Genomic DNA, 12,548 nt, shown 5'->3' on the forward strand with positions numbered 1-12,548 from the left:
AATATTTTTGAGGTTTTGCTTGAGTCAAAGTTCTGCAAGGATCCTTTGTAATGCTTGAAAATCGAAAGTAAAAAACTTGTAAAGAGAATATTCTGTTTTAAATTACTGAATATTAGTACTTTGTAAAATAACATGAAAGGGTGGGGTTTGCTTTCGGAGTAATTTTTGCTTATCTTTTTACAAACCAAAATCACAATATATCATTATGTCAAATACCTTTTCTAAAATCAGGAATGCAATAGGACTATTCACGTCTATAGATTTTGATCAGCTAAGTGCTATTTCCCAAAAAGTAGATCTACCGAAGTTGATGCACAATTTTTCGAAACTGGATGATAAACAGCTTTCCGGGCTCATGAAAATGCTTGATCCGGATAAGAAAAAGAAAGAACTTCCTCCCATTGATGGAGATTTTTACGATATCTACCATACTTTAACTCCTGAACAGAGGGAAATTCAGCTGAAAGTAAGAGCTTTTATGGAAAAAGAAGTTAAGCCTTTGGTCAACCACTACTGGCTTAGGGATGAGTTTCCTTTCGAACTGATTCCGAAATTTCAAAAGCTGGATATATGCGGAGTGACCTATGAAGGATATGGTTGTCCGGGAATGCCTTTTCTGATGGAAGGGGTTATTGCCATGGAAATGGCAAGGATTGATGCTTCTATTGCAACATTTTTTGGGGTGCAGTCAGGGTTGGCAATGGGTTCTATCTATATATGTGGCTCAGAAGAACAAAAACAAAAATGGCTTCCGCAGATGCAGAAGTTTGAAAAAATTGGTGCCTTTGGACTGACTGAACCTGAAGTGGGCTCCGGAGCTGCAGGCGGCCTTACCGTAACTTGTAAGAAAACAGATGAAGGTTGGGTTTTAAACGGTCAGAAAAAATGGATCGGAAATGCAACGTTTGCAGATCTTATCATTATTTGGGCAAGAGATTTGGATAGTGGAGAAGTAAAAGGATTTATTGTAGAGAAAGATAATCCGGGATATTCTGTAGAGAAGATCAAGGGAAAGATGGCATTACGTATTGTTCAGAATGGTTTGATTACCCTGAAAGACTGTATTGTTACTGAGGAAAACCGTTTACAGAATGCCAAATCTTTTAAAGATACCGGAAAAGTACTTCGGATGACAAGGGCCGGAGTAGCCTGGATGGCAACCGGATGTGCAAGAGGAGCTTATGAAAGTGCCTTAGCATATACCCGAACAAGAGAGCAGTTTGGGAAACCTATCGCTTCATTTCAGATGATTCAGGGGCATCTGGTGGAAATGTTATCCAATCTTACCGCCATGCAGACCATGGTCTTCAGGCTGTCTGAGATGCAGGATGAAGGAATTTTGAAAGATGAACATGCTTCATTAGCTAAAGTTTTCTGTACATTAAGAACGCGGGATATTGTTTCCAGGGCAAGAGAAGTGATGGGTGGAAACGGTATTCTCCTGGAATATGACGTTGCCCGTTTTGTAGCAGATGCCGAAGCTATTTACTCTTATGAAGGGACAAAAGAAATCAACTCGCTCATCGTGGGACGATCGATTACGGGATTCAGTGCTTTTATATAAAGTGACGGATAAAAGGCAATGGCTAATATCAACCGCTGTTATCCGTGAGCTTTCATTTACTATCCGACAAGGTTTTTATATTTCTCTCTGTTGTCAATCAATATCCAGATATTAATCAGGAATAGTATTCCGGAAATGCAAATGCCTGTAGTCGAAGGATCTCTGTATACATTATGAATCAAAATCCCCGTCAGTACAGGCAGAATAATGATGGCACCCAGAGCTCTTGTTTTTGGAAAAATAAATAATAGTCCCCCTATTATTTCTACAACTCCTACTAAAGGTAATAGCCAGCCAATTTCTCCGAATGCTGCATACAGCTTCATTTGTGTTTCAGTGAGTTGAGGAACTGGGTTGTAATGAAAGAACTTGTCTAATCCTGCATTGATAAACATGATCCCAAATAAAATACAGATGATGAGTTTAATGATTTTCATAATAAATATTTTATATCAAATGTAGAATAAAAATATAATTCTATTGTGATTTTGAGAATTAAAAATAATATTGTTTGTGTTAATGCTAGGTTAATGTGGGATTTTGCATCATTTTATTATTTATATTTGAGTATAATCCAAACTCATAATTATTATGTTGAAAAATCTTAAAAAATTAAACCGCACAGATTTAAAAGAAGTTCAGGGCGGGATTGGTATTGAAAAATGTGATATAGGACCAATAGGTTGTCCATGTAAAATTCCTCCTGGTGATCCGTGTTTAGGAGGAGGCTCCGGAGGAGGTCCGGTTAATCCTAGTTTAGGATACTGTCCGGATAATCAGTCTTATATTCCATGTGAAGAATCCTGTCCAAGTGGAATGAGGCCACTCTGCGCTCTTATTGTGTAAAGGAAACAAAAATAAACAAGGCTGCTTTTTAAAGCAGCCTTAGTTTTATTAAGTATTTGATTTTCTCTCACTCATTACTTATTACCAATATTTAATCCATCTCCTTCAAAGTAATATTCTTTGAAATCTTGTAGCTTTTCTTCTTTTTGTTCGGTTTTTCCTCCTCTCCGAGTAACCTTCCCCATGGTTTTAGGTCATCCACTCTTTCGCAGATGATTTTAATAATTGCAATAGCTGGGATACACAGAAACATTCCCGCAATTCCCCAAAGATGTTCCCCTAAAAGAATCCCTATAAAAGAGAATAAAGCATTAATCTTTACTTTTGAACCTACTACAAACGGTAAAACAATATTTCCGTCCACTGCATGCACTGCAATATATCCCATGGCTACGTAAATGCAGGTAGATGGAGTAGAAGTGGCAAATGCTATAAAGCAGGAAATTAAAAGGGAAATGAAAATTCCCAAATAAGGGATAACATTTAACAAACCGGTCAGAACAGCTAAAAGGATTGCATATTTTACTCCTAAAACGGTAAGAACAATAGAGGTAAGGACAGATACAATGATAACTTGAAGAAAAAGCCCGAAAATATACTTTTTGGTCATTACCCGGATCTCATTTACCGCTTCCTGAACACTTGCTTTATGTCTTTCACTGAAAACGGTAACAATAAAATTATTTAAAAGCCTTCTGTAATTTAAAATAAAGATAAAAAACAGGGTAAAGAATATAATAAATCCAAATCCCGTTGAAAAGATTCCAAAAGTAAAACCTAGGATCGCTCCCGAAGAAGATAAAAGCTTATTCAGTCCCTGATTGAAGTAATCTACCTGTTCATCCACTTTTACGTTGAATGTTTTTGAGATCCAATGCTGTAAATTATTAAAAACGGTGGTAAATTGTTCTCTTAGATGCGGAAGATCCTTGCTGAAATCAGACAATTGATTGGTGAAGAAATAGATGATTCCAGCCAAAATCATCAGCATAATGAAAACTGATGTCATGGTTGATATAGATCTTGGAAGCCTTAGTTTTCTTTCCATGAAAGTAGCTGCCGGTAAAAATAGCATAGCCATCAGGAATGCCAGAAAAAAAGGTGCTAAAATAGTTTGTCCCAATGCTAAAAGGTAACCAAGGCCAATGATGGAAATCACAACAAGGGTAAGCTTGACAAGGAAAGGAAGTCTAAGAAAGTTCATAATCTAAAATCTGCAGTGTGGAATAAAAATAAGAAAAACCCACCGAACTAAAGAACTTTTTATTCAAACAGTGTGGATTTTTCTTTCTGCGTATCAAATTTCATTCCCAAAAGCTGTCTGTAAAAGCAGGAACACGCTCTGGTTACCAGAACGTGTTCCTTATTGAGAAGTTGATATATTAATAAATTACTGTTTAATCTTCAATGGCGATGTCAATAACTTCTTCCATTCTGTTGACATAGTGTACTGTCAGATTCTTTAAATAATCTTTCTTGATTTCTTCTACATCTTTTCTGTTCGCTTCGCAAAGAATAACATCTTTTACCCCGGCTCTGGTTGCAGCAAGAAGCTTTTCCTTAATTCCGCCTACAGGAAGTACTTTTCCTCGTAAAGTAATTTCTCCTGTCATAGCCAAGTGAGGTTTTATCTTTTTGTTTTTAAAAGAAGAAACCATTGATGTCAGCATCGCAATACCGGCGGAAGGGCCATCCTTAGGAGTAGCTCCTTCAGGAACGTGAACGTGGATGTTTTTCTTATCCAGATCTTCCTGAGCAATTCCCAATTCATCATGTTTAGCCTTAATATATTCCAAAGCAATCGTTGCAGACTCTTTCATTACAGTTCCCAGATTTCCGGTCATTGTTAAAGCTCCCTTTCCGTTGCTCAGAATACTTTCAATATATAAAATGTCACCTCCTACACTCGTCCAGGCCAATCCTGTTACTACACCAGGAACCCCAGTGATTTCAGATAAGCTTTTCGGTCTCGGTACACCTAAAATCTCATCTACTTTTTCCAATGAAATCTTTGGATCATACTCTTTTACCAGAGCGGTCTGTAATGCTACCCATCTGGCAACAGAAGCAATTCTTTTTTCTAAAGTTCTTACACCGCTTTCAGAAGTATGTGTCTCAATAATATGTTTCAGTTCCGGATTTCCAAGTTTGAATGATTTGGTATCCAGACCGTTTTCTTCCTGCTGTTTCTTAATTAGGTGTCTTTTAGCGATCTCAATCTTTTCTTCCAGTGTATATCCTGCAATCTGAATGATTTCTGTTCTGTCCAGAAGCGGTGTCTGAATCGTTGAAAGTGAATTTGCTGTTGCGATAAACATTACTTTAGACAGGTCATACCCCATTTCAAGGAAGTTGTCATAGAAAGATTTATTCTGTTCAGGATCAAGGACTTCTAATAATGCAGAGCTTGGGTCTCCGTGAAGTCCCTGTGCGATTTTATCAATCTCATCCAGAACAATCACCGGATTAGAGGTTCCGGACTTTTTGATAGACTGAAGAATTCTCCCAGCCATGGCTCCGATATAGGTCTTTCTGTGCCCACGTATTTCACTTTCATCATGAAGACCACCCAAAGATAATCTTACATATTTTCTTCCTAAAGCATCAGCAATCGATTTACCTAAAGATGTTTTACCTACTCCCGGAGGACCTACCAATAAAAGGATAGGAGACTTCATGTTGTTTTTCAGCTTTAAAACAGCCATATGCTCCAGAATTCTTTTCTTAATATCTTCAAGCCCAAAATGTGCTTTATCAAGGACTTTTTCGGCCTTGGCAATATCAAAAACATCTTTGGTATAAGTTTCCCACGGAAGATCTGTAAAGAAATCAAGATAATTTCTCTGTACATTATAGTCCGGAGAATTAGGGTTCTGACGTTGTAATCTGCCTATTTCTTTCTGGAAATGATCTTCTACTTCCTGGTTCCACTTTTTTGTTCTTGCCTTAGCAATAAGATCTGCTATGTCACTTTCAGGTCCGCCTCCCAGCTCTTCCTGTATCGTTCTGATCTGTTGGTTCAGAAAATATTCTCTTTGTTGCTTGTCAAGATCTTTTGAAGTTTTCTGATGGATCTGATTTCTCAATTCCAGTTTTCTGAAATCCTCGTGCATCATTTCATAGCACTTGTTAGCTCTTTCCATTAGGCTTTTCTCCTCAAGTAGCTTTTGCTTTTCCAGGGATGGGAAACTTGCGTTGGTGCAGATGAAATTCAGCAGGTCATCATTATTATTGATGTTTTTGATTGCAAAATTAGCGGCATTGGGAATATTCGGATCCAGCTCAATAATCTTTAAAGCCAGTTCTTTAACGTTTTCTAATAATGCTTCATATTCCTCCTGATTTTTAGGCTTGTTGTCCTTTAATTTTGTTATTTCAGCTTTAAAATAAGGTTGATTATCAATGATTTTCTTGATTTTAAATCTGTGGAACCCTTTCGTAATTGCCGTAATGTTGCCTTCAGGAAGTTTTATAATTTTAATAATCTTCGCTAATGTACCGGTTGTATAAATATCCTTTTCTGTGGGCTGTTCCAGATCTGAATTCCTCTGGCTTACAATTCCAATGAAATCTCCGTTTTTCTGTGCCTCCTCAAGAAGTTGTATCGATGTTTTTCTCCCAGCAGTAATAGGAATTACCACATTAGGAAACATTACCATATTTCTTACAGGAAGTATCGGGAATATTTTCTGTTCGGAATTCTTTTCAGTCTCCCCAAAGTCGGAAAGATTGATTTCTTCAGTGACAATATCGAAACCGTCGCTGATCATTTCTTCTAAACTTATATCTTCAAATTCTGTCATAATGGATCGAATGACAAATTGTCATTTTCGTTTTTAATCGTTAAATGGATTTTTTATAATATGCGCTGAAAACGTGTGGTATATTATAATGTACTAGAATGCACAATACTTATGCCATTTGTTTTTTGCTAAAAAATATGGTCAAAATTTCCTTTTTTAGATAATCTTTTGGATTTAAAATTAAAATAAAGAACTTCTGCTTCTCTAATTTCTTAAAAATGTGTATTTTCGCAAACTGATAAAAAACTATAATTTATAAAATGGCAATTTTAGGACAGATTAGGAGTAAGCCTTGGCTTTTAATGGGAGTAATAGCCTTAGCGCTTTTGGCGTTCTTGGTGAACCCAGACAGTATCGATAAGGTTTTTGGTAAGAATCCTGACATTTTAGGAAAAGTAAATGGTGAGAAAATCACCCGCGAAGAGTTCAATGATCAGCTTTTCGTGTTGCAGCAACAGGCTGAACAACAGGGTCGTCCAAAGAACGGTCTTGAAGAACAGGCTTGGCAGTTACTTGTTCAATCTAAACTTATCAAGCAGCAGTTTGAGAAATTGGGCTTTGAAATGACTGATGATTATTTCTGGAATCAAATCCAGTATGATCAAATGTTCGCTCAAAATCAACAGTTCTTTGATGAGAAAGGGAACTTTAAAACTAAAGACCTTCAAAAACAAGTTGAAACAATACAGAACACTGACCCTCAGGGATATGCTCAATGGTTGAAAACCAGAAAATCAATTGAGTACAGACTGATGGCAAGACAGGTGTTTACCAATGTTTCAGCGGGTATTACTACCGGTAAGAAAGAAGCTGAAGAATTGATGAAAGAAAGAGATCAGCTTGCTGACATCGACTTTGTAAAGGTAGACTATGCAGCTTACCTTCAGAAAACAAAGATCAATGTTACTACTGAAGATCTTGCTAACTACATCAAGCAGCACCCGGTATTGTTCAAAGCTGAGCCTAGCAGAAACCTAGGTGTTGTGTTTTTCCCTTCTAAACCAAGTGCAGCAGATGATGCAGCCGCTTTAAAGGAAATTACAAAACTATACTCAGGAGGTACAGATGCTAGTGGAGGTACAGAAAACTTCCAGAATACAAAGAATGACTCTATGTTTGTAATGGCAAACTCAGATTCACCTTTCAATCCTCAGTATGTAAAACCTACACAATTGCCTGCTACGATACAAGGTCAGATTGCAACAGCTGCGGTAGGACAGACTTTCGGACCATATAAAGAACAAAATTTCTATGTAGTTTCTAAACTTGTAGGGAAGAAAACCTCAGATTCTACATTGTCAAGACATATTCTGATCGCTTTCAAAGGAAGCCCTGCAGGAGAAGGAGTAACAAGATCTAAAGAGCAGGCTAAAAAATTGGCAGACTCTATTGGAGCGATCGTAAAAGCAACACCAGCTAAATTTACAGAGTTCCTTAAGCTTTCTAATGATCCAAGCTCTGCTGCACAGGGAGGTAGCCTTGGTTGGACAACTCCGGAAACGCCTTTCGTTCCAGAATTCCTTACATATCTTGCAAACAATCCTAAAGGAGCAACAGGTGTTGTGGAAACTCAATTTGGGTACCATATCATCAATATTGAAGATAAAAAGTCCGGATCAATGGGATATAAGGTGGCAAATCTTGTAAAAGAGATCAAACCTTCAGATGCTACAGAAGCTGAAACAGATAAAAACTCTAGAAAATTCATTCAGCAGGTACAAGGGAAATCTTTCAATGATTTTGTGAACATTGCTAAGAAAGGAAACTTCCAGTTTACTAATCCTAAGGCTGCGAAGAGATTCGAAGGACAGCTTCAGGGCTTAGGTACTGAAAAAGACGGTGATATTCTTACTTGGGCTTTTGACAAGAAAAGATCTAAAGGAGATACAGAATTGTTCAATGTAGATGGAACAGGAGACAAAATCGTAGTATTCCTGAACGGAAAACAGGAGGCGGGTCTTGCCGATCCTGAATCTGTAAGAGACCAGATTGAAGTAATTGTTAAAAATAAACTGGCTGCAAAACAAATTTCTGATAAAATTGCAGCAGCAAAAGCATCAGGTTTAGATCAGATTGCTACTATGTTTGCTGCAACAAAACAATCTGCTCAGGTAAATATGCTGAATCCTTCAGTAGCTGGAGCTATGGAACCTAAAGTTGCCGGTGCTGCATTTGGTGTTGCAAAAGGTAAGCTTTCTAAACCAGTTGAAGGAGGAACAGGAGTTTATGTACTGATTAAAAAATCAGAAACAGTAAACAAACAACCTGGTGATGTTAAGCAGTTCACTGAGTCTATTTCTCAGAGAAATGCAGGAATGTTCGGACAGGCTTGGTTGAAGAGTCTTCAGGATAACGCAGATATCCAGGACTACAGAATTGAGATCTGGGGTAAGCTGGGAAATCAGCAACAATAAGAGATTCACATCTATCAATATAAAAGCGACAATTTTTTTGTCGCTTTTTTTGTATTTAACGCAGAATAATAAAGGAAAAGATTTATTTAAAATGTACTATATTTGCTTATTAGAAAAAAATTAGCAAGTGAAGTTCAGTAAAGAATTAAAAGCTGGTGTGATTGCACTTCTAGCTATCGTAGGCTTTGTGGTGTTGTTTCAATTTATGAAAGGGAAAAGCCTTTTTACTACCGACAATATATTTTATGCAAAATATGACAATGTAGAAGGTCTTGCACAGTCTTCGGCAGTGTCTATTAACGGTCTTAAAGTAGGACAGGTTGATAAGATTATACCTCAGACAGCGAAAGACGGTAAGATCAGTTTTGTTGTAAAGATTACGGTTGATAATAAATTTGAATTTTCAAAAAACTCAACCCTGGAAATTTTTGAACCGGGATTAATGTCCGGTAAAGAAATGAGAGTAAACCTAATGTATGGCGGAGTTACAGCAAAAGATGGAGATACTCTGAAAGGAGCTTTCAAGCTGGGAACGCTGGGAAGTCTTTCTTCTCAGGTAGGTCCGGTGAAAGATCAATTGCAGGTGGTTCTCCACAGAGTAGATTCTCTAATGGCGAATGCCAATCTGCTTGTTGATGCACAAAACAGAGCTGAAGTAAAAGCTCTACTATCCAACCTTAACAAAACAGTAGGCGCATTACAAACAACTGCAGGAAATGTAAATAATCTTGTAGGTCATAACGATCCAAAATTACAGAAAGTATTGGATGATGCCAGCCTTACTATGCAAAGTGGAAAGGTTACTCTGGATAAATACGGAAATCTTGCACAAAGCATTGACACGAAGCAATTGAACACAACGATTGCCAACCTGGATGCTACTGTAGGAAAACTGAATCAGGTGATTGGCGGAATAGATAAAGGAGAAGGTAGCTTAGGTAAGCTGATGAAGGATGAACAGCTGTACAATAATCTGAATTCAGCATCTTCTAATTTGAATTCTTTGATTGAAGATATGAAAGCGAATCCTAAGAGATATATCAATTTCTCAGTTTTCGGTAAAAATAATAAAGACTAATACGCCTTATGCAGTACATCGATAACATTATTTTCCTGATTTTATTAGTGGCCGGATTTGGATTGTTTGCCAAAAGCCTGCTGAAGATCTATAGAAATATCAGACTTGGTCACGAAATCAATAGAAACGACAGAAAATCTGAACGCTGGAGTACCATGGCTAGAGTAGCTATGGGACAGAGTAAGATGGTAAAACGCCCTGTAGCGGGTATTCTGCACCTTTTCGTGTATGTTGGTTTTGTTATTATCAATATAGAACTTATTGAGATTATTGTTGATGGACTGTTTGGAACGCACCGTTTCCTGGCTTCAGTTTTCGGGAATGGATTCTATAGTTTCTTTACGGCGACATTAGAAATTCTGGCACTTCTTGTTGTAATTGGGGTAGTCGTGTTTTTCATCAGAAGAAACTTTTATGGTGTGAAGAGATTAACCATGAAAGAACTTTTCGGATGGCCAAAGCAGGATGCCAACTGGATTCTTATCATTGAGTTTGCCTTAATGATGGCCTTCTTTAAAATGAATGCCGCTGATTGGGTACTACAACAGAGAGGTGTATTGGAAGAGCTTGGAAGCTTCCCGATCAGCTCAACGATTCTGGGACCTGTTTTCAGTAATTTCGGTGACGGATTTTTACATTTTACAGAAAAAGGGGCCTGGTGGTTCCACTTTGTAGGGATTCTTTTCTTCATGAATTATCTGTATTATTCAAAACATTTACACATTATTTTAGCTTTCCCAAGTACTTGGTATGCTAATCTTGATAAAAAAGGAAAATTCAATAACCTCGATTCAGTAACAAAGGAAATCAAATTGATGATGGATCCTAATGCTGACCCTTATGCTGCCCCGGCAGAAGGAGCTGAAGCTGATGTTCCTTCTAAATTTGGAGCTGAAGATATTTTTGACCTTAACCAGGTACAGTTACTGAACGCCTATTCCTGTACAGAATGCGGACGCTGTACTTCGGTTTGCCCTGCTAATGTTACAGGTAAAAAACTGTCTCCGAGACTGATCCTGATGAAGACCAGAGACAGATTGGAAGAAGTAGGAAAAAATATCGATAAAAACGGAAAATTTGTAGACGACGGCAAAAAGCTGTTGAATGACTATATCACTAAGGAGGAACTTTGGGCTTGTACCACATGTAATGCATGTACAGAAGCCTGTCCGGTATTATTGGATCCGCTTTCCATCATTTTTGAAATGAGGAGGTTCCTGGTAATGGAACAGTCTGCTGCTCCACAGGAACTGAATCTGATGATGACGAACGTTGAAAATAATGCTGCACCTTGGCAGTATAATCAGGCAGACCGTCTGAACTGGGCTTCAGAAAATTAAAAACTAATCAATTTGAAAATTTGAAAATTGGTTAAAGCTAACTCATTTTCAAATTTCCAGATTCTCACATTTTCAAATTGGAAGAAATGGATTTCAATATAAAAACAATGGCAGAATATGCTGCCGAAGGAAAATCCCCGGAAGTTTTATTTTGGGTTGGATGTGCCGGAAGTTTTGATGACCGTGCCAAAAAAATTACAAAAGCATTTTGCAAGATATTAAATAAAATAGGTGTTGAGTTTGCTGTTTTAGGACAGGAAGAAAGCTGCACCGGAGATCCTGCAAAAAGAGCTGGAAACGAATTCGTTTTTCAGATGATGGCGCTTACCAATATTGAAGTATTGAATGCTTACGAGGTAAAAAAGATCGTAACAGCATGTCCACATTGCTTTAATACTCTTAAAAATGAATACCCTAGTCTTGGAGGGCATTTTGATGTAGTTCACCACACTCAGTTCCTTAAAACTTTAATGGAAGAAGGAAGGCTGAAGATTGAAGGCGGAGCATTCAAAGGAAAGAAAATCACATTCCATGATCCTTGTTACCTTGGACGTGCCAATGATGAATATGAAGCGCCAAGAATGCTTCTTGAGAAACTGGATGCTGAGCTTGTAGAAATGAAGCGTTGTAAAACAAATGGCCTTTGTTGTGGAGCAGGTGGAGCACAGATGTTTAAGGAGCCGGAAAAAGGAAATAAAGATATCAATATTGAAAGAACAGAAGAAGCTTTGTCTTTTGAGCCTAAAGTAATTGCTACAGGATGTCCATTCTGTAATACAATGATGACGGATGGTGTGAAGCATTTCAATAAAAATACGGAAGTTGCCGTAAAAGATATTGTGGAACTTCTTGCAGAGGCAGAGGATTTATAAGCTTACATTTAAAATATAAATGAAAACTCAGGCTTTGGCCTGGGTTTTATGCTTTATAAACTCAGGAATATTTCTTAATTTTATACTTTAAATTGAGCAGCAATGAAAATTGAAGAATCAACCGTTGTAGAAACGAACGACTATAGAGTCATTATATACCCGGCATCAAGGCCATTTGAAACTAAAGAGGCAAAGGCTATCACAGAAAAACTATTTGATTTTCTGGCTACTTGGGCAGCCCATGGAAAGCCACTTTCATCATCCTTTAAAATTGAAAAAAATCAATTTATTATTATATGTGTGGATGAAGAGAAAGAAATGGCTTCAGGATGCAGCATTGATGCTTTAGGTAAGATCATGAGAGAACTTGATGAAGAGTATCAACTGGGATTATTCGATAGAATGAAAGCCAGTTTTGTGGAAAATGGAGAAGTGAAAACCTTGAAACTTCTCGATTTTAAGAACAAATTAAAAAATGGTGAATTGTCAAAAGACATTCAGGTTTTTGACTTTTCTAAAAATACTTATCTGGACTTTTTAAGCCATTTTCTTCTTCCATTGGAGAAAAGCTGGGCTGGAAGCTATATCAGCTAAATATTTTATCAGATTATTAAGGATGGCTTTTGTCATC

Annotated in this window: 10 protein-coding genes; 7 read left to right on the forward strand and 3 right to left on the reverse strand. The window is 37.4% G+C overall.

The window, feature by feature from the left end:
- The first annotated feature begins 205 nt into the window (after positions 1 to 205).
- Positions 206 to 1,564, forward strand: a complete 1,359-nt coding sequence (locus M2372_RS15075; RefSeq protein ID WP_123321054.1) for an acyl-CoA dehydrogenase family protein — start codon at positions 206 to 208, stop codon at positions 1,562 to 1,564.
- A 59-nt stretch (positions 1,565 to 1,623) separates the two neighbouring features.
- Here M2372_RS15075 and M2372_RS15080 read toward each other — a convergent pair whose 3' ends face one another.
- The gene (locus M2372_RS15080) at positions 1,624 to 2,001 is read right to left on the reverse strand and encodes a MauE/DoxX family redox-associated membrane protein (protein WP_115969797.1); all 378 of its coding nucleotides are present in this window, start codon (positions 1,999 to 2,001) and stop codon (positions 1,624 to 1,626) included.
- Between the two features lie 154 nt (positions 2,002 to 2,155).
- Here M2372_RS15080 and M2372_RS15085 point away from each other — a divergent pair, with 154 nt between their 5' ends.
- Positions 2,156 to 2,410 (forward strand): bacteriocin-like protein, encoded by a 255-nt coding sequence (locus M2372_RS15085; protein ID WP_123321055.1) that lies wholly within the window; start codon positions 2,156 to 2,158, stop codon positions 2,408 to 2,410.
- A gap of 91 nt (positions 2,411 to 2,501) precedes the next feature.
- Here the strand turns inward: M2372_RS15085 and M2372_RS15090 are convergent, their stop codons facing one another.
- Both M2372_RS15090 and lon read right to left on the reverse strand, forming a co-directional pair.
- Entirely contained in the window at positions 2,502 to 3,614 is a 1,113-nt protein-coding gene (locus tag M2372_RS15090; protein ID WP_115969801.1) for an AI-2E family transporter, read from the reverse strand.
- A 193-nt stretch (positions 3,615 to 3,807) separates the two neighbouring features.
- Positions 3,808 to 6,213: an endopeptidase La gene (lon, locus tag M2372_RS15095; protein WP_123321056.1), complete on the reverse strand. Its 2,406-nt coding sequence runs from the start codon at positions 6,211 to 6,213 to the stop codon at positions 3,808 to 3,810.
- 260 nt (positions 6,214 to 6,473) lie between these two features.
- Here lon and M2372_RS15100 point away from each other — a divergent pair, with 260 nt between their 5' ends.
- From M2372_RS15100 to M2372_RS15120, 5 genes are all read left to right on the forward strand, one after another.
- On the forward strand, positions 6,474 to 8,627 hold the full coding sequence (locus tag M2372_RS15100; RefSeq protein ID WP_115969806.1) for a peptidylprolyl isomerase: 2,154 nt from the start codon (positions 6,474 to 6,476) through the stop codon (positions 8,625 to 8,627).
- Between the two features lie 127 nt (positions 8,628 to 8,754).
- Positions 8,755 to 9,705 (forward strand): MlaD family protein, encoded by a 951-nt coding sequence (locus tag M2372_RS15105; protein WP_115969808.1) that lies wholly within the window; start codon positions 8,755 to 8,757, stop codon positions 9,703 to 9,705.
- 8 nt (positions 9,706 to 9,713) lie between these two features.
- Positions 9,714 to 11,045, forward strand: a complete 1,332-nt coding sequence (locus M2372_RS15110; RefSeq protein WP_123321057.1) for a (Fe-S)-binding protein — start codon at positions 9,714 to 9,716, stop codon at positions 11,043 to 11,045.
- Positions 11,046 to 11,131: 86 nt separating this feature from the next.
- On the forward strand, positions 11,132 to 11,917 hold the full coding sequence (locus tag M2372_RS15115; RefSeq protein WP_115970023.1) for a (Fe-S)-binding protein: 786 nt from the start codon (positions 11,132 to 11,134) through the stop codon (positions 11,915 to 11,917).
- 102 nt (positions 11,918 to 12,019) lie between these two features.
- The gene (locus M2372_RS15120) at positions 12,020 to 12,511 is read left to right on the forward strand and encodes a hypothetical protein (protein WP_115969812.1); all 492 of its coding nucleotides are present in this window, start codon (positions 12,020 to 12,022) and stop codon (positions 12,509 to 12,511) included.
- Positions 12,512 to 12,548: the final 37 nt, after the last annotated feature.

This window comes from Chryseobacterium sp. BIGb0232, assembly GCF_024810195.1.
GTDB classification, from domain to species: domain Bacteria; phylum Bacteroidota; class Bacteroidia; order Flavobacteriales; family Weeksellaceae; genus Chryseobacterium; species Chryseobacterium pennae.

What these genes read in the sequence shown, in the direction of transcription:
- M2372_RS15075 (WP_123321054.1), top strand. Translation starts at nt 206, where the DNA reads ATGTCAAATACCTTTTCTAAAATCAGGAATGCAATAGGACTATTCACG.
- M2372_RS15080 (WP_115969797.1), bottom strand. Translation starts at nt 2,001, where the DNA reads ATGAAAATCATTAAACTCATCATCTGTATTTTATTTGGGATCATGTTT.
- M2372_RS15085 (WP_123321055.1), top strand. Translation starts at nt 2,156, where the DNA reads ATGTTGAAAAATCTTAAAAAATTAAACCGCACAGATTTAAAAGAAGTT.
- M2372_RS15090 (WP_115969801.1), bottom strand. Translation starts at nt 3,614, where the DNA reads ATGAACTTTCTTAGACTTCCTTTCCTTGTCAAGCTTACCCTTGTTGTG.
- lon (WP_123321056.1), bottom strand. Translation starts at nt 6,213, where the DNA reads ATGACAGAATTTGAAGATATAAGTTTAGAAGAAATGATCAGCGACGGT.
- M2372_RS15100 (WP_115969806.1), top strand. Translation starts at nt 6,474, where the DNA reads ATGGCAATTTTAGGACAGATTAGGAGTAAGCCTTGGCTTTTAATGGGA.
- M2372_RS15110 (WP_123321057.1), top strand. Translation starts at nt 9,714, where the DNA reads ATGCAGTACATCGATAACATTATTTTCCTGATTTTATTAGTGGCCGGA.
- M2372_RS15115 (WP_115970023.1), top strand. Translation starts at nt 11,132, where the DNA reads ATGGATTTCAATATAAAAACAATGGCAGAATATGCTGCCGAAGGAAAA.
- M2372_RS15120 (WP_115969812.1), top strand. Translation starts at nt 12,020, where the DNA reads ATGAAAATTGAAGAATCAACCGTTGTAGAAACGAACGACTATAGAGTC.